20 protein-coding genes are annotated in these 21,492 nt (G+C 63.2%); 6 read left to right on the top strand and 14 right to left on the bottom strand.

The genetic code is table 11. The features are described from left to right. Positions 1-28: 28 nt before the first annotated feature. The 3 genes from BC360_RS29025 to BC360_RS29035 form a co-directional block, all read right to left on the bottom strand. On the bottom strand, positions 29-694 hold the full coding sequence (locus BC360_RS29025; protein WP_065781037.1) for a methionine ABC transporter permease: 666 nt from the start codon (positions 692-694) through the stop codon (positions 29-31). Further along, the gene (locus tag BC360_RS29030) at positions 684-1,766 is read right to left on the bottom strand and encodes a methionine ABC transporter ATP-binding protein (protein WP_065797798.1); all 1,083 of its coding nucleotides are present in this window, start codon (positions 1,764-1,766) and stop codon (positions 684-686) included. The genes BC360_RS29025 and BC360_RS29030 overlap by 11 nt, the downstream gene beginning before the upstream one ends. 377 nt (positions 1,767-2,143) lie before the next feature. Beyond that, positions 2,144-2,776, bottom strand: coding sequence for a TerC family protein (locus tag BC360_RS29035; RefSeq protein ID WP_065797799.1), 633 nt, complete (start codon positions 2,774-2,776; stop codon positions 2,144-2,146). A gap of 241 nt (positions 2,777-3,017) precedes the next feature. Between BC360_RS29035 and BC360_RS29040 the strand changes: the two genes are divergently transcribed. Continuing rightward, on the top strand, positions 3,018-3,908 hold the full coding sequence (locus BC360_RS29040) for an NAD-dependent epimerase/dehydratase family protein (protein ID WP_065781040.1): 891 nt from the start codon (positions 3,018-3,020) through the stop codon (positions 3,906-3,908). A 110-nt stretch (positions 3,909-4,018) separates the two neighbouring features. Here the strand turns inward: BC360_RS29040 and BC360_RS29045 are convergent, their stop codons facing one another. The 5 genes from BC360_RS29045 to BC360_RS32910 form a co-directional block, all read right to left on the bottom strand. Further along, positions 4,019-5,386: a GH1 family beta-glucosidase gene (locus tag BC360_RS29045; RefSeq protein WP_065797800.1), complete on the bottom strand. Its 1,368-nt coding sequence runs from the start codon at positions 5,384-5,386 to the stop codon at positions 4,019-4,021. A 148-nt stretch (positions 5,387-5,534) separates the two neighbouring features. Then, entirely contained in the window at positions 5,535-6,716 is a 1,182-nt protein-coding gene (locus BC360_RS29050) for a Gfo/Idh/MocA family protein (protein WP_065797801.1), read from the bottom strand. 200 nt (positions 6,717-6,916) lie between these two features. Further along, complete coding sequence (locus BC360_RS29055; protein WP_065797802.1) at positions 6,917-7,969, bottom strand: sugar phosphate isomerase/epimerase family protein; 1,053 nt, start codon at positions 7,967-7,969, stop codon at positions 6,917-6,919. 322 nt (positions 7,970-8,291) lie between these two features. Beyond that, positions 8,292-9,602 carry a xylose isomerase gene (gene xylA, locus BC360_RS29060; RefSeq protein WP_065797803.1) on the bottom strand — a complete coding sequence of 437 codons (1,311 nt, stop codon included), beginning with the start codon at positions 9,600-9,602 and terminating at the stop codon, positions 8,292-8,294. After that, positions 9,599-9,877 carry a hypothetical protein gene (locus tag BC360_RS32910; protein WP_244512967.1) on the bottom strand — a complete coding sequence of 93 codons (279 nt, stop codon included), beginning with the start codon at positions 9,875-9,877 and terminating at the stop codon, positions 9,599-9,601. Before BC360_RS32910 ends, xylA begins: the two co-directional genes overlap by 4 nt. Here BC360_RS32910 and BC360_RS29065 point away from each other — a divergent pair. After that, entirely contained in the window at positions 9,860-10,099 is a 240-nt protein-coding gene (locus BC360_RS29065; RefSeq protein ID WP_244512968.1) for a hypothetical protein, read from the top strand. The two genes, BC360_RS32910 and BC360_RS29065, sit on opposite strands and share 18 nt — an antisense overlap. Positions 10,100-10,140: 41 nt before the next feature. Here BC360_RS29065 and xylB read toward each other — a convergent pair whose 3' ends face one another. The 4 genes from xylB to BC360_RS29085 form a co-directional block, all read right to left on the bottom strand. Next, complete coding sequence (xylB, locus tag BC360_RS29070) at positions 10,141-11,595, bottom strand: xylulokinase (protein ID WP_065797859.1); 1,455 nt, start codon at positions 11,593-11,595, stop codon at positions 10,141-10,143. A 73-nt stretch (positions 11,596-11,668) separates the two neighbouring features. After that, on the bottom strand, positions 11,669-12,706 hold the full coding sequence (locus tag BC360_RS29075; RefSeq protein ID WP_065797804.1) for a LacI family DNA-binding transcriptional regulator: 1,038 nt from the start codon (positions 12,704-12,706) through the stop codon (positions 11,669-11,671). A gap of 256 nt (positions 12,707-12,962) precedes the next feature. After that, complete coding sequence (locus BC360_RS29080) at positions 12,963-14,552, bottom strand: DHA2 family efflux MFS transporter permease subunit (RefSeq protein WP_065797805.1); 1,590 nt, start codon at positions 14,550-14,552, stop codon at positions 12,963-12,965. Between the two features lie 69 nt (positions 14,553-14,621). Then, a complete protein-coding gene (locus BC360_RS29085; protein ID WP_065781048.1) occupies positions 14,622-15,839 on the bottom strand; it encodes an HlyD family secretion protein in 1,218 nt (405 codons plus the stop codon). A 157-nt stretch (positions 15,840-15,996) separates the two neighbouring features. On the opposite strand from BC360_RS29085, the gene BC360_RS29090 reads away from it, so the two are divergent. From BC360_RS29090 to BC360_RS29100, 3 genes are all read left to right on the top strand, one after another. Then, entirely contained in the window at positions 15,997-16,704 is a 708-nt protein-coding gene (locus tag BC360_RS29090; RefSeq protein ID WP_065797806.1) for a TetR/AcrR family transcriptional regulator, read from the top strand. A 110-nt stretch (positions 16,705-16,814) separates the two neighbouring features. Next, positions 16,815-17,654, top strand: a complete 840-nt coding sequence (locus BC360_RS29095; protein ID WP_065797807.1) for an AraC family transcriptional regulator — start codon at positions 16,815-16,817, stop codon at positions 17,652-17,654. A gap of 113 nt (positions 17,655-17,767) precedes the next feature. Continuing rightward, positions 17,768-18,523 (top strand): TerC family protein, encoded by a 756-nt coding sequence (locus BC360_RS29100; RefSeq protein ID WP_065797808.1) that lies wholly within the window; start codon positions 17,768-17,770, stop codon positions 18,521-18,523. Positions 18,524-18,808: 285 nt separating this feature from the next. Here the strand turns inward: BC360_RS29100 and BC360_RS29105 are convergent, their stop codons facing one another. Together BC360_RS29105 and BC360_RS29110 are read right to left on the bottom strand one after the other, a co-directional pair. Then, positions 18,809-19,189, bottom strand: a complete 381-nt coding sequence (locus BC360_RS29105; RefSeq protein ID WP_065781052.1) for a VOC family protein — start codon at positions 19,187-19,189, stop codon at positions 18,809-18,811. A gap of 235 nt (positions 19,190-19,424) precedes the next feature. Then, positions 19,425-19,772, bottom strand: a complete 348-nt coding sequence (locus BC360_RS29110) for an ArsR/SmtB family transcription factor (RefSeq protein ID WP_065781053.1) — start codon at positions 19,770-19,772, stop codon at positions 19,425-19,427. A 256-nt stretch (positions 19,773-20,028) separates the two neighbouring features. Between BC360_RS29110 and gltX the strand changes: the two genes are divergently transcribed. Further along, complete coding sequence (gene gltX / locus BC360_RS29115) at positions 20,029-21,486, top strand: glutamate--tRNA ligase (RefSeq protein ID WP_065797809.1); 1,458 nt, start codon at positions 20,029-20,031, stop codon at positions 21,484-21,486. Positions 21,487-21,492: the final 6 nt, after the last annotated feature.

Below are 21,492 nucleotides of genomic sequence, written 5' to 3' on the forward strand. Positions count from 1 at the left end.
TTGTTGGTGACCTGAGTGTCCTGGGAAATCAGTTCTTGCGGCTGCGCCTGTCAAAGTGGCGCGCCAGTCCGTCGCCGGCGCTCTGGACGAGCTGCACCAGCACGATGAGCACGATGACGACGACCAGCATCACGTCGGGCATGAAGCGCTGGTAGCCGTAGCGGATGCCGAGATCGCCGAGCCCGCCACCACCGACGGCGCCGACCATGGCGGAGTAACCGATGAGGCTGACGATGGTCATGGTCAGCGCCAATGTCAGCGCCGGGCGCGCTTCCGCCAGCAGCACCTTGAAGACGATCTGCATCGGCGTCGCGCCCATGGCGCGGGCGGCCTCGATCAGTCCCTTGTCGATCTCGCGGATCGCCGCCTCCACCAGACGCGCGACGAAGGGAATGGTTGCGATCGTCAGCGGCACGATCGCCGCCTTGGTGCCGATCGACGTCCCGGTGATCAGCCGGGTGAAAGGAATGATGGCGACGACCAGGATGATGAACGGCGTCGAGCGTGCGGCATTGACGATCAGCCCGACGATGCGGTTGGTCGTCGGCGCCGGGAACAGTTCGCCCTTGCCGCTGGTCGCCAGGAAAATACCGATCGGCAGGCCGATCAGCGAGCCGATCAGGCCGGCGATCGCCACCATGTAAAGCGTATCGAGCGTGGCGCTGCCGATGCGCAAGAGAAGATCAGGCGACATAACCGAGCACCTCCGTGACCAGTCCATTTTCGGTGAAGAAGCGTTCGGCACGGCCGGCAGTCTCCGCATCCGCGCCATAGGCGACGACCAGCGAGCCATAGGGCCGGCCGCCGATCTCATCGATCGTGCCGGCAATGATATTGACCTCGGCGCCGACCGACTTGATCAGCTGCGAAATCAACGGCCGTTCTGCCGCCGCCCCGAAGAAGGTCAGGCGCACGACGGCGCGGTCGCCGTCATCCGCCTGCGGCTTCAGCCCGCGCGACACGGCGTCGGGCAGTTTCGAGCCGGGCAGGCCGGAGAGCATCGCCCGCGTCGTCTCGTGCCTGGGATGGGTGAAGACGTCGAAGGTATGGCCGCGCTCGACGATGCGGCCGTGATCGATCACGGCAACGTCGGAGGTGACAGCCTTCACCACTTCCATCTCATGGGTGATGAGCAGCACGGTCAGGCCAAGGTCGGCATTGATACGCTTCAGCAGTTCCAGGATCGATTGCGTCGTCTCGGGATCGAGCGCCGAGGTCGCCTCGTCCGAGAGCAGCAGCTTCGGCTCGGTCGCCAGCGCCCGGGCAATGCCGATCCGTTGTTTCTGCCCGCCGGAAAGCTCGGCCGGGTAACGACCATGCTTGTCGGCAAGCCCGACGAGATCGAGCAGCGGCCGCACGCGCTTTTCGATGGCTTGCTTGTCCATGCCGGCGATTTCGAGCGGCAGCGCCACATTGCCGAACACGGTGCGCGACGACAGCAGATTGAAATGCTGGAAGATCATGCCGACCGAGCGCCTGAGCTCGCGAAGGCCCGCCTCGTCGAGCGCGCCGACATCGACGCCATCGACGAGCACCGTGCCGCCCGTCGGCTTTTCCAGCCCGTTGACCAGGCGGATCAGCGTCGACTTGCCGGCGCCGGAGCGGCCGATGATGCCGGTGATCGAGCCGCGCCCGACCGAAAGCGAGACCGTGTCGAGCGCGGTGAAGGCGCCGCTCTTGCCGGAGGCGGCGAAATGCTTGGAAACGCCATCGAAGATGACGGCGGCATCACCGGGCGCCGGCGCTGTATAGGCGGAAACGCTCATCGTTCGGATACCCCCGAAAGAGGCGTTATCGTTATGGACGGGTACATAGGTGCTCTCGGATGCTCGAAACTCAGAATCCCGGGCTCGGGCGCGGGATGGAAGGCGCGTCTTGTCAGGCCGACATTCGACAACGCATTCGGAACAGGGAGCACATCTCTAGCATTAGCCAACCGGTGAGTTCAACGTCGTTGCCGCGGGAAGAACATGCGACATAATCTACGGCCCTTATCGACAATAGATCCCGGCTTTTACAGGTATGTTTTTCCGGGTTGCTCCACGTTTGCGGAAAAAACCGCTCTTTCGCTGGCGGCGCGGCAAGAAGCCGGCCGCGCACCGACCCGACAAGCGGGCCGATGCCGACGATCTGCCTGCGACGGTCAGATGCCGATGGCGTGGGCAACCGGCGCCAGGTGCGGCCAGACCTCGATCGAGCCGCGATAGATCATGTTGAGCGCCACGTAGAGGATGATGGCGAGACCGACATAGGCGATCCAGTGATAGCGGTTGAGCAGCCGCGCGATGAAGCTGGCAGCAATGCCCATCAGCGCGATCGAAAGGATAAGGCCGAAGACGAGGATGGTCGGATGCTCGCGTGCAGCGCCGGCGACCGCCAGAACGTTGTCAAGCGACATCGAGACGTCGGCAATGACGATCTGGATCGCCGCCTGAAGAAAGGTCTTTCGCGGCGCCGAATTGGCACCCTCACCCTCGAAATCTTCCGCGCCGCCGGCACGGATCTCGCGCCACATCTTCCAGCAGACCCAAAGAAGCAGAAGGCCACCGGCCAAAAGCAGCCCGATGATATCGAGAAGCTGCACGGTGACACTGGCAAGCGCGATGCGAAACAGGGTTGCGGCAAGGATGCCGACCAGGATCGCCTTGCGGCGCTGCTCGGTCGGCAGACCGGCGGCTGCAAGACCGATAACGACCGCATTGTCGCCGGCCAGAACCAGGTCGATGACGATGACCTGCAGAAGCGCCAGCAGCCCGGCAGAGGTGAAGATTTCCATATTCGATAGTCCCCCGGCGCCCCGCACGCCTATTCGCTATCGCCAACGCATAGAACAAGGGGAGTTGGCGGATCAAGGGCCCGGAGCGGACAGCTTCGCAATACGCACCGGAATGATGATCGTCACAGGGTGAGTTGAGCCTTCGACCGCGGTCGCGGGAATACGGCCTACTTCGCGGTTTACTGACCACAGTTCTCTGATACGAAACACGCGAAGACTGAGTCGAAAGGCAGGAGAGCGGATGCGCATCGTTTTGACCGGAAGTTCAGGGCGCATCGGCCGGGCGATCTACAATGCGCTGGCGCCCCATCATGACGTGGTCGGCATCGATCGCGCGCCTTTCGCGACGACGGAAGTCTCAGGCGATTTTGTCGATGGCGTGCTGCTGGAGCGCGCCATGCAAGGCGCCGATGCAGTCATCCATACGGCCGCGCTACACGCGCCTCACGTCGATACGATCCCGGACGCGGAGTTCGAGCGCGTCAATGTGATGGGGACCCATCTCGTCATTGCCGCCGCGCAGGCCGCCGGCGTCAGCCGCATCGTCTTCACCAGCACGACGGCACTTTACGGCCACGCGGTGAAAGAGGGTGCCTGCGCCTGGATTACCGAGGAAACGCCGCCGCAGCCGCACACGATCTACCACCACACCAAGCTTGCCGCCGAGGCGCTCTTGGAAAATGCCGCCGACCGGGCGCTGCACGTCCGTGTCCTGCGCATGTCGCGGTGCTTTCCGGAGCAGGCCGACCGCATGGCGGCCTATCGGCTGCACCGCGGTATCGACGTCCGCGACGTGGCGGACGCGCATGTGGCGGCGCTCGACAATGACGGCCCCGCCTTTCAGAGGTTCATCGTCTCAGGTGAGCCCGCCTTCCTGCCTACGGATTGCCGGCATCTGGCAAGCGATGCCGCCTCGATCCTGCGGGAGCGGGCGACCAGGTTTTCCCAGGCCTTTGCCGAACGCGGCTGGTCGCTGCCCGCCTCGATCGACCGCATCTACGATCCGAGTGCCGCCATCGGCGCACTCGGATGGAAGCCGCGCTTCGGCTTCAAGGAGGTCCTCGCCCAGCTCGATCGCGGCAGCCTCGAGGTGCTGCCGGTGCGCAAAGCGGCCGCGGGACGCTTCGATTGACTACTGCATGATTCCTTAAATCGGATTCGATTTAAGGAGAAATTATGCAGCAGGTCTAAAGCGTTACAGCGTCCTTTGCGCGCCATATTTGACGCGCAAGGCTTCAGCCGTCAGATGTGATTGCCTCCGGGAAATTCCTCGGCCAATGCCTTGTACCAGTGGCCGCTCTTCTTGATCGTGCGCACTTGCGTTTCGTAATCCACATGCACGATGCCAAAGCGCATCTTGTAGCCTTCGGCCCACTCGAAATTGTCCATCAGGCTCCAGGCGAAATAGCCGCGCATCGGATAACCCTTGGCGATCAGATTCGCCGTTACCGACAGGTGCTCGGCGAGGTAGTCGAGCCTGGGCTGGTCGTCGACCGCACCGTTTTCGACGCCCATATTGTAGCAGGCGCCGTTCTCGGTGATGTAGCAATCGGGCAGGTCGTAGCGGGCGTTCAGCGTTTCCACCAGCTGACCGAGCGCCGGCGCATAGACCTCCCAGCCGATATCCGTCTTCAGATCGCTGACCGGCTTGGCATTGATCGTCGCCGGATATTCGGCACCGGCCGTTGGATCGTCGCTGACGCGCATCGGCGTGTAGTAGTTGAGGCCCCACCAATCGAGCGGGCGCGAGATCGTTTCCATGTCGCCGTCTTCGATATCAGGCATGCGATGTCCAAGCGCGCTCATGAAGCTGTCGGGATACTCACCCCTGAAGATCGGACCGAAGAAAACGCCGTTGTGGAAATCGAAGGCGCGCTCGGCGGCAGCCTTGTCGGCATCAGCGTCGCTGCCGGGATAGACCGAATGCGCATTGATGACGATGCCGGCCGGCAGGTTCGGCCGCTCCGAGCGGATCGCGTCAACGCCCAGACCATGGGCCAGATTGGTGAAGTGCAGCGCATGCAGGGCCGCATCCATGTTGCGCTCGCCCGGCGCATGAATGCCGTAGAGATGGCTGAGCCAGACTGAGCACCAGGGCTCGTTGAAGGTCGCGACCGCGTCGAGCCGGTCGCCGAGGCGGGCGATCACCGTCTTGGCATAACGCTGGAAGGCGTAAGCCGTGGTGCGCGCCGTCCAGCCGCCATCGCCCATCAGGGCCAGCGGCAGGTCCCAATGATAGAGGGTGGCGAAAGCCTCGATGTTGCGCGCCTTCAGGCCGTCGACGAGGCGGTCGTAGAAGTCGAGCCCCTTCTCGTTGATCGGGCCGGTACCTTCGGGAATGATGCGCGGCCAGGCGATCGAGAAGCGGTAGGCCTCAACGCCGAGGCTCTTGATCAGGTCCAGATCCTCATCGAGCCGGTTGTAGTGGTCACAGGCGACATCGCCATTGTGTCGCCCGAAGACGCGGCCCGGCATGTTGGAGAAGGCGTCCCAGATCGACGGCTTGCGGCCGTCGGCCTTGGTGGCGCCCTCGATCTGGAAGGAGGCGGTCGCCACCCCGAATACGAAGTCGGCCGGGAAGCGCTGGGCCAGGATCTTGGGATCGGTCATCTCTCTGTCTCGTCTCGTTCCGACCCCGCCGAAAGCGGGGCCTCGTTGTTTTCAGTGGATCGCGGCCGGCCTAAAGCCATGCCGGCAAATGTCAACTCGCCAAAAAGGGCGGGAATGCCCCGCCCTTCCGCCCGGCTCAGGCGGTTCGCTACACCTTTACCCAGGCTCCATTTCGTTTGGATGACTGGACGCAGGCGTCGACGAAGACCATGCCCTTCATGCCGTCGTCGATGGTCGGGTAGGTGACGGCAGGATCGATCTTCTCGCCTTTGCGCTTGGCGAAGATGGCGCGGGCCGCTTCGGTGTAGATATTGGCAAAGCCCTCGAGATAACCCTCCGGATGACCCGACGGGACGCGGCTGACGCGGTTGGCAGCAGGCCCTGCCCCGGCACCGGCGCGGGTGAGCAACCGCTTGGGCTCGCCGAATGGCGTGTGCCAGAGATAGTTCGGGTCCTTCTGCGTCCATTCGAGTCCGCCCGTGGTGCCATAGACCCGCACCATAAGGCCGTTCTCGTGGCCGGGCGCCACTTGGCTGCACCAGAGCAAGCCCTTGGCGCGTTCGCCGTCCTTCGTCTTGAAGCGCATCATCACATGGGCATTGTCGTCGAGTTGGCGGCCGGGCACGAAGCTGTCGAGATCGGCCGCAAGCTCCTCCAGTTCGAGACCCGAAACGAAGGCGCCGAGATTATAGGCGTGGGTGCCGATGTCGCCGGTCGAGCCGCCGGCACCCGAGCGGGCCGGATCGGTGCGCCAGGCCGCCTGCTTCTGGCCTGATTGTTCGATGTTCTCCGTCAGCCAGTCCTGCGGATATTCCATCTGCACCAGCCGCACCGCGCCGATATCGCCATTGGCGATCATCTCGCGCGCCTGGCGCACCATCGGGTAGCCGGTGTAGTTGTGGGTGAGCACGAACAGCGCATTGCTGTCGTCGGCCGCCTTCTTCAGCTTCTTCGCATCCGCCAGCGTCGAGGTCAGCGGCTTGTCGCAGATCACATGGATGCCGCGCTTCAAAAACTCCTTGGCCGCGGCATAGTGCACATGGTTGGGGGTGACGATCGCCACCGCCTCGATGCCGTCCTTCAGCTTGGCCTCGCGGATCGCCATCTGCTTGAAGTCGGAATAGACCCGCGATGGATCGAGCCCGAGTTCGCGGCCGGAGCTTTCGGCTCTGTCGGGCGTCGACGACAGGGCGCCGGCCACCAGCTCATAGTGATCGTCGAGCCTCGCGGCGATGCGGTGCACCGCGCCGATGAAGGCGCCCGAGCCGCCGCCGACCATGCCCAGCCGGATGCGCCGCTCGCGCTTCTCGCTCGTTCCCTCGATTGCCATTTGGTTCTCCCTGTTCTGGTCCTGTTGTATCGTTCTATCGCGATCGTCATGTCGTGGGGTCGCCCCTCTCCCCGCCTGCGGGGAGAGGGCACATGGCTCACGGTTCCGCCATGTGAGCAGAGGCTGCCGCAATCGGCCTTCTCCCCGCAGGCGGGGAGAAGGTGGCGGTAGCCGGATGAGGGGCGCAACGGATAAAAACCTCAAATCCCCAGCAGGCGCCGGTTGGCGGCCTCGTCGGTACCGCTGTCGGCAAAATCGTCGAACGCCTTCTCAGTGACGCGGATGATGTGGTGCTTGACGAACTCCGCCCCTTCGCGCGCGCCGTCTTCGGGATGCTTCAGGCAGCACTCCCATTCCACCACCGCCCAGCCGGCAAAATCATTGGCCGCCATCTTGGAAAAGACCGCGCCGAAATCGACCTGGCCATCGCCCAGCGAGCGGAAGCGCCCTGCCCGGTTGACCCAGCCCTGGTAGCCGCCATAGACGCCCTGGCGTCCGGTCGGGTTGAACTCGGCATCCTTGACGTGGAACATCCGGATGCGATCCCTGTAGATGTCGATGTTGTCGAGATAGTCGAGGCACTGCAGCACATAGTGCGACGGGTCATAGAGCATGTTGGCGCGGGCATGGTTGCCGGTGCGCTCCAAAAACATCTCGAAGGTGATGCCGTCATGCAGGTCCTCACCCGGATGGATCTCGTAGCAGACGTCGACGCCGCAGTCCTCGGCATGGTCGAGGATCGGCCGCCAGCGCCGCGCCAGTTCGTCGAACGCGGTCTCGACCAGGCCGGCCGGGCGCTGCGGCCAGGGATAGACGAACGGCCAGGCAAGCGCGCCGGAGAAGCTCGCCATCGCATCGAGCCCGAGGTTCTTCGACGCCGTCAGCGCCAGCTTCACCTGCTCGACCGCCCATTCTTGCCGCGCTTGTCGGTTGCCGCGCACTTCCGGCACGGCAAAGCCGTCAAAAACCTCGTCATAGGCCGGATGAGTGGCGACCAGCTGGCCCTGCAGATGGGTCGACAGCTCGGTGATCTCGACGCCGTTGTCGCGGGCGATACCGGCAAGCTCGTCACAATAGGCCTTCGATGTCGCCGCTTTCTTCAGATCGATCAGCCGCGCATCCCAGGTCGGCACCTGCACGCCCTTGTAGCCGCAATCGGCCGCCCATCTGGTGATCGCCGCAAACGAGTTGAACGGTGCCGCATCCCCGGCAAACTGCGCAAGAAACAGACCGGGGCCCTTGATCGTTTTCATCCCAAACATCCTCCTGATGATATGGCTGCCGGCAGAGCCGGCCTGTTAGGCCAACGACAGGAGAAGCGTAAAAAGGCTTCATTTTCGCTGAAGTTGAAGCACCTGAAACGTTGCAGGCGCCGAAACTAGCAGATTTTTTGCATGGAGCAACCGGTCGTGGACGAGATTTTCGAGAGGGATCCGCGCCGCGCGCACCAGCGTCGGAATGACGAACAGGAGGCTGTCGGAGGCAGCGCTTTACCGGTCCGATCGACAGCACCAACGAAAGAACCGGCCGCGACGGCGGCCGGCTCCTCGATCTGGGTGACCGTCTTTCGCGCGCTTAGACGTAGCGGTTGACGACATTCTCCAGCAGTTCCTGCTTGCCGGACTTCGGCTGCGGGTTCAGGTCGGACTTCAGCACCCAGGCTTCGATCTCTTCCAGCGAGAAGCCGCCCTCGAGCATCTTCTTGGCTTCCGGCACCTGCCAACCGGCATAACGCTGGTCGAGCGGTGCGGATAGTGCCTTGTCTTCGATCATCTGGGCGGCAGCCTTCAGGCCGCGGGCGCAGCAATCCATGCCGCCGATATGACCGATCAGCAGGTCTTCGGGGTCGAGCGACTGGCGCCGCAGCTTGGCATCGAAGTTGGTGCCGCCGCTCTTGAAGCCGCCACCTGCCAGAACCTGGTAGTAGGCGAGCGCCATTTCCGGGACGTTGTTGGGGAACTGGTCGGTATCCCAGCCCGACTGGTAGTCGTTGCGGTTCATGTCGATCGAACCGAAGATGCCGAGCGCATTGGCCAGCGCCAGTTCATGCTCGAAGGAATGGCCGGCAAGGATCGCGTGGCCCTGCTCGATATTGACCTGCACTTCCTTTTCCAGGCCGTACCTCTTGAGGAAGCCGTAAACGGTGGCGACGTCGTAGTCGTACTGGTGTTTGGTCGGCTCCTGCGGCTTCGGCTCGATCAGGATCGCGCCCGTGAAACCGATCTTGTGCTTGTATTCGACCACCAGATTGACGAAGCGACCGAGCTGATCGAGTTCACGCGACAGGTCGGTGTTGAGCAGCGTCTCGTAACCTTCGCGCCCGCCCCACAGCACATAGTTCTCACCACCGAGGCGCTTTGTAGCATCGAGGCAGGTCTTCACCGTTGCAGCCGCAAAGGCAAAGACATCCGGGTCCGGATTGGTGGCGGCACCCGACATGTAGCGCCGGTTGGAGAAGAGATTGGCGGTGCCCCAGAGCAGTTTGACGCCGGTGTCCGCCTGCTTCTTCGCGAAATAGTCGACGATCTCGTTGAGGTTTTTGGTGTTCTCGACGAAGTTCCGGCCCTCGGGGCGCACGTCCGCATCGTGGAAGCAATAGTAGGGAACGCCGAGCAGCTGGAAGAATTCGAACGCGACGTCCGCCTTCAGCTTGGCCGCATCCATCGTGCCCTTGAACCACGGACGCTCGAATGTCTGGCCGCCAAAGGGGTCTCCGCCCGGCCAGACGAAGGTGTGCCAATAGGCGACCGCAAAGCGCAGGTGATCTTCCATGCGCTTGCCGAAGACGACCTCGTCCTTGTTGTAGTGGCGGAAGGCGAGCGGATTGCTGCTCTCCGGTCCCTCGTATCTAATTTTGGCGATATCGCCGAAAAATCCCGTGCTCACGGTCTGGCTCCTCTCAAGGGTGGTGTGCCGGCGCCGCCATTGCAAAACGTCCGGTCATTACGTGGAAGGTAATTGGTTTCATTCCCTCGGGCGGCGATAGCTGAGGCATCGAAACGCCAAACCAAAGGAACAGTCAGATGAACGACCTCAACCGGATCGCCGAAGCCTATATCGCCGCCTAGAACGCCGAGGCTCACAGCCGCAAGGCGCTGATCGAAAAGGCCTTCACTGCCGATGTCGCCTACCGCGATCCGGTCATGCAGGGCGATGGGCATGAGGGCATCGGCGGCCTGATCGCCGGAGTCCAGGGCCAGTTCCGCGGCTTCCGCTTCGCACTCAAGGGCACGCCGGATGGCTTTGCCGACACGATCCGCTTCTCCTGGGCACTCGGTCCCGAAGGCGTCGAATCCGTCATCGAAGGCACCGATGTCGGCCTGATCGAAAACGGTCGGCTGAAGCAGGTCACCGGTTTTCTCGACAAGGTGCCGGCGCAATAGGCGCAGTCGATCGGAACCGGCCATGGAAGGGCGCGATGTGGTCACGTCGCCACCCCCTTGATCGCCGGATAAAGACGGCGGTAGCGCTGGTAGGCGTCCTCATAGGCAGACACCAGCGCCGTCTCAGGCGCGATCGTTTCCGCCGTCTGCGGCGCGTAGCAGGTCGCAACGGGATCGGCGCCGGTCGCCGCAATCAGTCCAAGACGCGCTGCACCGAAGGCGGCGCCGAAATCGCCGTCATCAGGCAGATCGACCGGCAGATCGAACGCGGTCGCAATCGACTTCAACCAGTAGCGCGAACGCGAGCCGCCGCCGATCGCCGTCACACGCGACAGCGTCGTGCCGGCCGCGCGCAATGCCTCGAGGCTGTCGCGGATGGCGAAGGAAACCCCTTCCATCACCGACTGCGTCAGCACCACGCGGCTGCTCTCGTGGCCGAGGCCGGCAAAGGCGCCGCGGATCCCAGCATCGTTGTGGGGGGTGCGCTCGCCGGAGAGATAGGGAAGGAAGGTCACGCCGGCTGGCGCTTTCAGCGTATCGCCGAGCTCGGCGCTGAGGTCGGCGACGCTGCGGCCGGCAATGCCGGAATACCAGTTGAGTGCATCGGTCGCCGACAGGATGACGCCCATCTGATGCCAGGTGCTCGGCAAGGCGTGGCAGAACGCGTGAACGGCGCTCTCCGGATTGGGCAGATAGCTGGCATTGGCGGCAAACAGCACGCCCGATGTGCCGAGCGAGACGAAGGCATGGCCTTCGCCGACGGTACCCATGCCGCAGGCGGAAGCCGCATTGTCACCGGCGCCACCGGCAACCACGACGCCATTGCCCAGGCCCCAGCGCGACGCCAGCTCCGAGCGGAGCGTCCCGGCCCGGTCGGTTCCCTCGACCAGATCAGGCATCTGCCGTTCCTGCATGTCGGTGGCGGCAAGCAGGCTTTCCGACCAACGCCGCTTGCCGGTATCGAGCCAGGCGGTGCCGGCTGAATCCGACATCTCCGAGATATGCTCGCCGGTCAGCCACAGGCGCAGATAGTCCTTGGGCAGCAGCACCCAGCGCACCTTGGCAAAAAGATCCGGCTCGTTTTCACGCACCCAGGCAAGTTTCGGCGCGGTGAAGCCGGGGAAGACAATATTGCCGGTGATCGCGCGGAATTGCGGATCGGCGTCGAGTGCCGCCGCCTCGCGAAAACTGCGGGTGTCGTTCCAGAGGATGCACGGCCGCAGCACCTTGTCGTCGGCATCGAGCAGCGTCGCGCCATGCATCTGGCCGGAGAGGCCGATGCCGCGCACGGCCGCAAGCGCTGCCGGGTGCGTCGCCTTCAGCCCGGCGATCGCCTGCTCCGTGGCGCGCACCCAATCGGCCGGATCCTGCTCCGACCAGCCGGGGTGCGGACGGGAAACGTCGAGCGCACCGGAGGCCGAACCGACGATGCGCTGATTGTCGTCCATCAGCATCGCCTTGACGCCCGACGTGCCGAGATCCAGTCCGAGATACATGCATGCCTCCATTGAGCAACTCCAGGAAAAGTGCGGAACGATTTTCCGTCAGGAATTGCGTAAATTCAAAGTATTACGCCGGTTCGACCGGCAGGTTGTCTTTCAGAAAAATATCGATGCGGATGCGCTCCTGTGCCTCGATCATCGAGAGCCCGTCGGCCCGGGCCTTCAGCACGCGAATGGCGCTGCGCACCTCGTGCCCCGCATCCTGATTGAGCAGCGCATCGATGGTGCCAGAGACGAGTGCGGCACGGCTGTACGGTGTCAGCTCGTGGGCGATCGCGCAGATCTCGGACTGACGCCCGGCCCTTTCAAGCGCCGCGATCATGCCACGGTTGCCGGCGCCGAGGCTGTAGATGCCGGCGAGGTCCGCATGCGACGCCAGCAGGTCCTGCACCAGTTTCTCGACCTCAGACGGGTCGTCGTGACCTTCAACCACGGACAGCAGATGTCGCTTCGCGACACCCTCGTTCACGGCGGCGCTGAAGCCTTCAAGCCGATCCCTGTGGTCTCGCACCAGCATCGAACCGGCGACGATTGCGACCGGCCCGTCGCGGCCGCCAAGGAAACGCCGCATTAGGCTGCCGGCGGTGCGTCCGGCCGCGATATTGTCGACACCGGCAAAATGGTCGCGCTCGGAGCCGGTCAGGTCCGAGACGAGCGTGACGACGGCAATGCCGTCCGCGCGCAGCCGCCCGACGGCCGCCACCACCTGCGGCGCCTCGACGGCAACGACGGCAACGCCGGCCGGCCCTCGCCGGCGCGCGTCGTCGAGCGCATCGGCCAGCGCCGACCCATCGAAGGCGGGAACGGAAAGGATGGTGATGTCGGTCCGCTCGACGGCCGAGCGGGCCCTGGCTGACTGGACCTCGGCCTCAAGCCCGCGCATGAAGGCGTTTTCGCCTTCGGGCAGGATGAAGATCAGCGGATAGCTGCGGCTCTTGGCAAGATTGGCCGCCGCCACGTCCCTGATGTAACCGAGCGTCGCAATCGCGCGCTCGACCTTGTCGCGCGTAACCTTCCGCACACCCGGGCGATTGTTCAAAACCCGATCGACGGTCGCAAGACTGACCTCGGCTTCTGCAGCGATATCGTGAACTGTAGGGCGCATCATTTCCTCCCGCAAACTGCCTTAGAGGAATTTTTGATGTACGTAAATCAAAAATGCGCGAGGGAAGAGCGACCACCGTTTTCACGGGCTAGAAACGCTTGCTGAAGGCTTGCGTGAAAACGATCTCGCCGTGGCTTTTAACGGCTTCGGCAAGCACCCGGTCGGGCGCCGGATCGACGATCAGGGTTCGGCCGGAAGTTGCTTTCCGGCCGGATTGTGCCGCAACATGAAGAGGGCGTAAACCGCGCAGATGGGCCTAGTGACCGCTGCCGCTTGGTCCGACGCCTTGCGGCTTCTTGATCATCATCACACCCAGGATCAGCGACAGGAAGAGCACCGTCAGGATGACGAAGACGTCGCTGAAGGACAGGATGACGGCCTGCTTCTGCGCCATCGCCGCAAGCTGCTTGATGGCGATCGTCGCGCCATCGAGACCATGGGCGTTGAAGTTGGCCGCCATGTTGTTGAACCGCTCCATCGCCTCCGGATTGCCCCACTGGATGTGCTCGGAGAGCCGGGCATAGTGCAGGTCCTGGCGCTGGGTCAGGATGGTGTTGATCACCGCAAGGCCGACCGCGCCGCCAAGGTTGCGCGTCAGGTTGAAGAGGCCGGATGCGCCGCGCATGCGCGCCGGCGGCATGGTACCGAGCGCGATGTTGTTGATCGGCACCATGCAGAGCATCAGCCCGACACCGCGCAGGATCTGCGGAATGAACAGCTCGTAGAAATCCCAGTCGGCCGTCAGGTGCCCCATGATCCAGGTGCCGCTGGCAAAGCTGGCAAAGCCGATGGTCATCAGCACCCGCGGATCGAGCTTGCCCGACAGGATGCCGGCGACCGGCGCCGTCAGGAACATCGCCAGGCCAGAGACGAACATCGTCTCGCCGATCATCAGCGAGTCGTAGCCGCGGATACGCCCGAGATAGAGCGGGTAAAGATAGGTCAGCCCGTAAAGCCCGATGCCCATGACGAAGGAGAACATCGAGCCGAAGGCGAAGTTGCGGTTGGCAAACGCCCTGAGGTCGACGACGGGGAATTCCACCTTGAAGGCCCGGTAGAAGAAGATCACCGCGGCGATCACCGTGGCGACGGCGCCCATGACGATGTGCTCGTCGTTGAACCAGTCGTTGGCGTTGCCTTCTTCCAGAACGTATTCGAGCGAGCCGAGAAAGATCGCCATCGAGGCGAGCCCCCACCAGTCGAACTTCTTGAAGAGGCCAAGTTCCGGCTTGTCGAAATCGATGAAGGTCCAGGTCAGCGTCGCGACGATGATGCCGGGGATGACGTTGACGAGGAACAGCCAGTGCCAGGAGAAGGCGTGGCTGAGGTAGCCGCCGACGGTCGGGCCGATGGTCGGCGCGAGCGTGGCGATCAGGCCGATGATCGGCGAAACGATGTTGCGCTTCGACGGCGGGAAGATGGTGAAGGCGGCCGCAAAGACCGACGGGATCATGCCGCCGCCGATAAAACCCTGGATCGCCCGGTAGACGATCATCTGGTCGATATTGGTGGCGGTCGCGGCAAGCGCGCTTGCCGCGGTGAAACCCGCCGCCGAAACCGAAAACAGCACGCGCGTCGAGACGATGCGCGCCAGCGTGCCCGACAGCGGGATCATGATGACTTCGGCAATGAGGTAGGAGGTCTGCACCCAGCCGATTTCGTCGGAGCCCGCTGACAAGCCCGCCTGGATTTCAGCAAGCGACGCCGAAACGATCTGGATGTCGAGGATCGCCATGAACATGCCGACGACCATGGCGAAGAAGGCGATCAGCCTTTTCGGATCCATGTGTTCCTCGACCTTCGGTGCGGCTGCCGCCACCGAGCCTGCTGTTGCCGTTGCGGCCATCTGAGCCACTCCCTGCGTGTAAAGGCGCATCGGCGCGTTCGATCGAACACGCCGGCGCGTCAGGCCCGATTACTTCGTGGCGGCGACCTTGGTCTCTTCGGGCGCCGTGCGCGTGTCGACATCGACGACAACGCTCAAGCCCGCCCGCAGATGGCCTTCCGCCAGCACATCGGCCGGCAGCGTGATGCGCACCGGCACGCGCTGGATCACCTTGGTGAAGTTGCCGGTGGCGTTTTCGGCCGGCAGCAGCGAGAACACCGAACCGGACGCCGGCGAGATCGAGGCGACCGTGCCTTCGATCGCGTTCTCGTCATAGGCGTCGATGTGGACCTTGACCTTCGAGCCCGGAACCAGATGCGCGATCTGCGTCTCCTTGAAGTTGGCGTCGATATAGAGCTGGTCGACCGGGACGAGGGCGGCCAGTCGCTGGCCGGCGGAGACGAGGTCTCCGACCTGGACGGCGACGTTGCCGATAACGCCGTCATAGGGCGCCTTCAGCACGGTGAAACCGAGGTCGCGGTTCGCCTTGTCGCGGGCAAGTTCCAGCGAGCGGATCGTGCTTTCCGCCTCGGTGCGCTGTGCCGCCAGAACAGTGATGTTGGCGTTCGCCGCCGCGATGTTGGCATCGGCGCCGGCGAGGTTCGCGCGGGCCTGATCCAGCGCCACGTCGGCATTGTCGCGCGACGCAACGGTGCCGACGTCCTTGGACTGGAGGTCGCTCGCGCGCTTCTGCGCGAGTTCGGCGCCGCGCACCGTTGCTTCGAGAGCTTTCTTCTGGGCCTCGGCCTGAGCGAGGCTCGCCTTCGCACCGGCGATCTGCGCGTCGAAGCGGCTGAGCGCCAGCTGCTGCGTGGCGATCTGCGCCTCGGCCTGCTCGGCGGCAATGCGGTAGTCGCCATCGTCGAGCGTGACCAAGGGATCGCCGGCCTTCACCTGCTGGTTGGCGACGACGTCGACCTTGGCGACATAGCCCGAAACCTTCGGGGAGATAGTGGCGATGTCGCCTTCGATATAGGCGTCATCGGTCGAAACCATGAAGCGGCCATTGGTCCACCAGTCATAGCCGTACCAGCCAGCGGCAGCGAGAGCAGCGAGGCCGAGAACGGGCAGCAAGGGACTGCGCTTCTTCTTTTTCGAAGCGGCTTCGACAGCGGGCGCTTGCGTCGCTGCAGGCGCCTCGGCTGTCGCCCCCTTGGCCTCGGGCGCGGCCTCATGGGTCTGCGGAACTTCAAAATCCTCGCCGACAGGGCGAACGCGAGCGACGCTGGACGTTTTGGATGCGGACATGGGTACCGGCCTGGTTAATGAGTGACGACTGAACTGAACCGTTCGGTTCGATCGGAAGCTTGACTTAGTCGCTTTGACGTCGCATATCAAGAGGAAATCGAACCACACGGTTCGATGGGCGAAAATTAATGCGAACGGGACGGCACAGACGGCGATCATGGAACCAGCAAAGACCGGACAGAACGAGACCATCCAGCCTGATAGCGGCGCGGACGAGCAGCTTTGTCCCGGCAGCGGACGCCATGCGGCGGGTGAAGACCCTGCCAAGCGCGAACAGATTCTCGAGGGCGCGCGGCGGGTCTTCATGAGCCAGGGCTTCGACGCCGCGAGCATGAACGACATCACCCGCGAGGCCGGCGTCTCGAAGGGCACGCTCTACGTCTATTTCGAAAACAAGGAAGATCTGTTCAAGGCACTGATCGTCAGGGGCAAGACCCGGGTGGTTGAGACCGCCAAGCACGCGCTTAACGATCACGAGGACGTCGAGGAGTCGCTTTACGATTTCGGCGTCACCTTGACGAGCAGCATCACCTCCGAGGATACGATCCGCTCCATGCGCATGGTGATCGGCGTGATCGACCGCATGCCGCATCTGGCCGAACGCTTCTTCAGCGAGGCGCCCGAAAACGGCTATACCGTCCTCAAGACCTACCTCGACCGGCAGGTCCCGGCCGGCACGCTCGACATCGACAACACCGAAATGGCCGCACGACAGTTCATCGAGATGGCCCAGGCCGGGCTGTTCAAGCACCGCCTGTTCGGCGGCATGTGTTCGGCGCCGCCGCGAGAGCAGATCGAGGGCACGGTTGCCGCTGCCGTCCGGGTCTTCATGGCCGCCTACGGACCCAAGAAGAAGACCGGCTGAGCCAGGCCGAGCCGCCCGTTCGTCCGGCAATCCTTCAATCCAGCAATTGCGATCAAGCACGCCTTGCGGCAAGACCCTATGAGCATGGGCTGTCTGCCAAGGGAGTGAACATGAGTGCTATCGGAAGGGCGATCTGGTTCATCGAGAGCCATTTCGCGAACGATATATCGCTGGAGGAGATCGCCGAGGCCGCCGGCCTCTCGCGCTTTCACCTGTCGCGCGTCTTCGGACTGGTGACGGGCCGCTCCATCAGCGCCTATATCCGCGGGCGGCGCCTGAGCGGCGCCGCGCAAAACCTTGCCAGTGGCTCCTCCAGCATTCTCGCGGTGGCCCTCGACGCGGGCTACGGCTCGCATGAGGCCTTCACCCGTGCCTTTCGCGAGCAGTTCGGCGTGACGCCGGAAACCGTGCGCAAGCAAGGGCACCTCAGCAATATCGAACTGACGGAGCCTATCAGAATGGACGACACCCGCCTCCTCAAACTGGACCCGCCCCGCTTCGAAGACAGCCCGCCGCTTCTGCTGGCTGGGCTCGCGGAAACCTACGCCTATGGCCACACCGAAGGTATTCCCTCGCTGTGGCAGCGTTTCAACACCCACTTCGGCAACGTCCCCGGACAGAAGAGCAATGTCGCCTACGGCGTCTGCAGCCAAAGCGACGGCGAAGCGGGCACCTTTCGCTATATGGCGGCCGTGGAAGTCGACGACGCCGGCGCGCTGCCAGCCGGCTTTTCGACCATCAAGCTGCCGAAGCAGCGCTATGCCGTGTTCCTGCACCGCGGCCATATCTCGGCGATCGCGACGACCGCGCACCATATCTTCGGCACATGGCTGCCGGAGGCCGGCCTTCAGCATGGTGAAACGCCCGACCTGATCGAGCGCTACGACGAGCGTTTCGATCCGCGTTCGGGCATGGGTGTGGTCGAAATCTGGGTCCCGATCAAATCGTAAACGGTAAAGCGCCGCCGCAAATGGCTGGTGGCGCTTGTCACTTTCGCGATGTTGCTTAAATACTGCCGCGATTCTTGCGCGACGACGCGCCACCGAGAAAGGAAAGATCGCCGATGCAGGAGATAATGTCGCTTGCCCAGAACCCAGCGGCCTGGGTCGCCCTCATAACACTGGTTGTCATGGAGGTGGTTCTCGGCATCGACAACCTGATCTTCATTTCGATCCTGACCAACAAGTTGCCCGTCGAACACCGCGAAAAGGCCCGCCGGCTCGGCATTACCCTGGCGCTCGTCATGCGTCTTGCCTTGCTCGGCACCGTCGCCTGGATCGTCAAGCTGACCACGCCGGTCTTCGAGGTCTTCGGACACGGCTTCTCCTGGAAGGACATGATCCTGATCGCCGGCGGTCTCTTCCTCGTCTGGAAGGCGACCAAGGAAATCCACCACAGCGTCGACCCCAGCGACCACGACGAAGACTTCATCGCCTCTTCGGCCATCAACAGCTTCGGCGCCGCGATCGGCCAGATCCTGCTGCTCGACCTGGTCTTCTCGGTCGACAGCATCATCACCGCAGTCGGCATGACGCCGCATCTGCCGATCATGGTCATCGCCGTTCTCGCTGCCGTCACCGTGATGCTCGTTGCCGCAACGCCGCTTGCCAACTTCATCGAGAAGAACCCGACGATCGTCATGCTGGCGCTCGCCTTCCTCTTGATGATCGGCACGACGCTGATCGCCGAAGGCATGGGCCTGCACGTGCCGAAGGGCTACATCTATGCCGCCATGGCCTTCTCGGCGCTGGTCGAGGTTCTCAACATGGTGGCCCGCAATGCGCGCCTGCGAAAAAAGGAAGCCGGCAAGCTGCACTGAGGCGCTGCCACGAACGAAAATGGAAAAGGCGGGGCGCAATGTCCCGCCTTTCTCGTTGCGCCAAAAAAAGGCCTGCATCACAGGGGATGCAGGCCACCTTGCTGCGGGAGTTTGTGAGGACGCAAGCCGGACGGGTCAGGGAGCTCGACTGCCGTTTCGTTGGCCATGGGAAGAAATCGGAAAAATTCCCGTGTTCTCCACCTCCGTCATGTCCGATTGGCACAGCCAGCACCTCTCGATCCGATAACGCCTCATCCGGTAAATCGTTCCGGCTGGCGCCATATGTCAGGCATCTGGACGGTGCCCGATCTCGACCAGGATGTTGCCGGGTATGACCATGTAGAAGACGTAGGCGCCGTGCCGTTCTTCCGGTTCGCTCGTGCGGATGCCGCTCGGCAGGATGCGCCGATAGGCGTTTTCGACCTGCGACCTCTCGGGCAGCAGGAAGCCGATATGGTAGGTCTGGGCGCCGAGGCTGACCTGGTCGCCGCCGCCGAGCCTGGCAATCGGCGGGCTGATCACGAGCACCATGCCGGCATCATCGGCGAGGCGATAAAAGGCATCCTTGCCGCGCGCTTCGACAAGCGTGAAGCCAAGATGTTCGATGAAGAACGTCGCCGTTTCGGCAACGATGGGGCTATGAAGATCGAGATGGTTCAGTCGCATGTGCAGTCTCCGTGTTTGAGAAACGCGGCGGACTGCGTCTGATCCGGATACACCCCGCCGCGGACCGATGCGGATGCATCGGAACCACGCCGCGGGTTCGAACGATGAGGTTCGAGCAGAGCTTCGCAAAGACTTGGACAGCCTCACGAAGGGACCGGGCTTACCATATCCGGTCCTGCCTTTTTCGACACGGGATGTGTAGCGCAGCCGAACTGCGCCAGCAAGATCACGGAGATCAGTTCTTCCCTGCGTCCGGATCTGCCTGTTGCAGTTCCTGCAGATAGGCGTCGAGACGATCGAACTTCTCTTCCCAGAAGCGGCGGTAGCTGTCGAGCCAGCTGTTGACGTCCCGCAAGGGTGCTGCCTCGAGCCGGCAGGGCCGCCATTGCGCCTCGCGGCCGCGGCTGATCAGCCCGGCGCGCTCGAGCACTTTCAAATGCTTGGAAACTGCCGGCAGACTCATCTCGAACGGCTCCGCCAGTTCGCCGACCGAAGCCTCGCCGAGAGAGAGCCGGGCGAGGATGGCCCTGCGGGTAGGGTCGGCAAGGGCTGAGAGCGTGGTCGACAGGCGATCTTCCGGCATTTTCTAAAAAACCTTTCAGTTAAATAACCTCACGGTTCAATATAACCACCCATCGGCGGTGTCAACAAAAACCGGCGTGATCCACTTTCCGTTGACATGCTCGACGTTCTATGGTCTCACGCCAGCCGACTGGAATAGCCCGCCGATACCGCTGGTGCGGCACCCCTACGGGCCTTTCCTTCCCATAAAATGCGCGCCCGGCGGCCGGACTTGTCTTCCGGCAAGGGGCGAGAAGCACGTCAAACGGGCAAAGACCATGGCAGATTCAGCAGTCCGGGTACGCATCGCACCCTCCCCCACCGGCGAGCCGCATGTCGGCACCGCCTATATCGCTCTGTTCAACTACCTCTTCGCAAAGAAGCACGGCGGCACCTTCATCCTGCGGATCGAGGATACCGATGCCACGCGCTCGACGCCGGAATTCGAGCAGAAGGTGCTGGACGCGCTGAAATGGTGCGGGCTCGAATGGTCGGAAGGCCCCGACGTCGGCGGCCCCTATGGCCCCTACCGCCAGAGCGATCGCAAGGACATCTATCTCGACTACGTTCGCCAGATCGAGAACAACGGCCACGGCTTCCGTTGTTTCTGCACGCCCGAACGGCTGGAGCAGATGCGCGAGGCTCAGCGCGCCGCCGGCAAGCAGCCGAAATATGACGGCCACTGCCTGAGCCTGACCGCCGAAGAAGTGACGCGCCGCGTCGACGCCGGCGAGCCGCACGTCGTGCGCATGAAGATCCCGACTGAGGGTTCCTGCAAGTTCACCGACGGCGTCTATGGCGACGTCGAGATCCCGTGGGATTCGGTCGACATGCAGGTTCTGCTCAAGGCCGACGGCATGCCGACCTATCACATGGCGAACGTCGTCGACGACCATCTGATGAAGATCACCCACGTCGCACGCGGCGAAGAGTGGCTGGCGTCCGTGCCGAAGCACATCCTGATCTATCAATATCTCGGCCTGACGCCGCCGGTGTTCATGCACCTGTCGCTGATGCGCAATGCCGACAAATCGAAGCTGTCGAAGCGCAAGAACCCGACGTCGATCTCCTACTACTCCGCGCTCGGCTACCTGCCGGAAGCGCTGATGAACTTCCTCGGCCTGTTCTTCATCCAGATCGCCGAAGGCGAGGAACTGATGACGATGGCCGAGCTTGCCGAAAAGTTCGACCCCGACAACCTGTCGAAATCGGGCGCGATCTTCGACATCCAGAAGCTCGACTGGCTGAACGGCCGCTGGATCCGTGAAAAGCTGAGCGACGACGAATTCCTCGGCCGGGTGCTTGCCTGGGCGTCCGAGAACGATCGCCTGAAGCAGGGCCTGAAGCTGTCGCAGTCGCGCATCTCCAAGCTCGGCGAACTGCCGGCACTTGCCGACTTCCTGTTGAAGTCCGACCTCGGGCTCGAGCCCGCGGCCTTCGCCAAGATCAAGTCGAGCCCGGAAGAACTGGTCGAGATCTTCAACACGGTCCAGCCGGATCTGGAAAAGATCCTCGAATGGAACAAGGAAACGATCGAGGCGGAATTGCGCGCGATCGCCGACCGCATGGGCAAGAAGCTCAAGGTCGTGCTGGCACCGCTGTTCGTGGCGGTTTCCGGCTCGTCGCGCTCGCTGCCGCTGTTCGACAGCATGGAACTGCTCGGCCGCTCGGTCGTGCGCCAGCGGTTGAAGGTCGCAGGCCAGATCGCCGCCTCGATGGCCGGCAGCGGAAAGTAAGGACAG

This window comes from Ensifer sp. LC163, from assembly GCF_001695855.1.
In the GTDB taxonomy this organism is placed as follows: domain Bacteria; phylum Pseudomonadota; class Alphaproteobacteria; order Rhizobiales; family Rhizobiaceae; genus Ensifer.

Bases quoted from the DNA above. Each gene is read 5' to 3' on its own strand.
- BC360_RS29095 (WP_065797807.1), top strand. From the start codon at position 16,815: ATGAGTGCTATCGGAAGGGCGATCTGGTTCATCGAGAGCCATTTCGCG.
- gltX (WP_065797809.1), top strand. From the start codon at position 20,029: ATGGCAGATTCAGCAGTCCGGGTACGCATCGCACCCTCCCCCACCGGC.
- BC360_RS29055 (WP_065797802.1), bottom strand. From the start codon at position 7,969: ATGAAAACGATCAAGGGCCCCGGTCTGTTTCTTGCGCAGTTTGCCGGG.
- BC360_RS29075 (WP_065797804.1), bottom strand. From the start codon at position 12,706: ATGCGCCCTACAGTTCACGATATCGCTGCAGAAGCCGAGGTCAGTCTT.
- BC360_RS29045 (WP_065797800.1), bottom strand. From the start codon at position 5,386: ATGACCGATCCCAAGATCCTGGCCCAGCGCTTCCCGGCCGACTTCGTA.
- BC360_RS29025 (WP_065781037.1), bottom strand. From the start codon at position 694: ATGTCGCCTGATCTTCTCTTGCGCATCGGCAGCGCCACGCTCGATACG.
- BC360_RS29080 (WP_065797805.1), bottom strand. From the start codon at position 14,552: ATGGCCGCAACGGCAACAGCAGGCTCGGTGGCGGCAGCCGCACCGAAG.
- BC360_RS29035 (WP_065797799.1), bottom strand. From the start codon at position 2,776: ATGGAAATCTTCACCTCTGCCGGGCTGCTGGCGCTTCTGCAGGTCATC.
- BC360_RS29050 (WP_065797801.1), bottom strand. From the start codon at position 6,716: ATGGCAATCGAGGGAACGAGCGAGAAGCGCGAGCGGCGCATCCGGCTG.
- BC360_RS32910 (WP_244512967.1), bottom strand. From the start codon at position 9,877: ATGCCCATCGCCCTGCATGACCGGATCGCGGTAGGCGACATCGGCAGT.
- BC360_RS29090 (WP_065797806.1), top strand. From the start codon at position 15,997: ATGGAACCAGCAAAGACCGGACAGAACGAGACCATCCAGCCTGATAGC.
- BC360_RS29030 (WP_065797798.1), bottom strand. From the start codon at position 1,766: ATGAGCGTTTCCGCCTATACAGCGCCGGCGCCCGGTGATGCCGCCGTC.
- BC360_RS29100 (WP_065797808.1), top strand. From the start codon at position 17,768: ATGCAGGAGATAATGTCGCTTGCCCAGAACCCAGCGGCCTGGGTCGCC.
- BC360_RS29040 (WP_065781040.1), top strand. From the start codon at position 3,018: ATGCGCATCGTTTTGACCGGAAGTTCAGGGCGCATCGGCCGGGCGATC.
- BC360_RS29085 (WP_065781048.1), bottom strand. From the start codon at position 15,839: ATGTCCGCATCCAAAACGTCCAGCGTCGCTCGCGTTCGCCCTGTCGGC.
- BC360_RS29110 (WP_065781053.1), bottom strand. From the start codon at position 19,772: ATGCCGGAAGATCGCCTGTCGACCACGCTCTCAGCCCTTGCCGACCCT.
- xylB (WP_065797859.1), bottom strand. From the start codon at position 11,595: ATGTATCTCGGACTGGATCTCGGCACGTCGGGCGTCAAGGCGATGCTG.
- BC360_RS29105 (WP_065781052.1), bottom strand. From the start codon at position 19,189: ATGCGACTGAACCATCTCGATCTTCATAGCCCCATCGTTGCCGAAACG.
- BC360_RS29065 (WP_244512968.1), top strand. From the start codon at position 9,860: ATGCAGGGCGATGGGCATGAGGGCATCGGCGGCCTGATCGCCGGAGTC.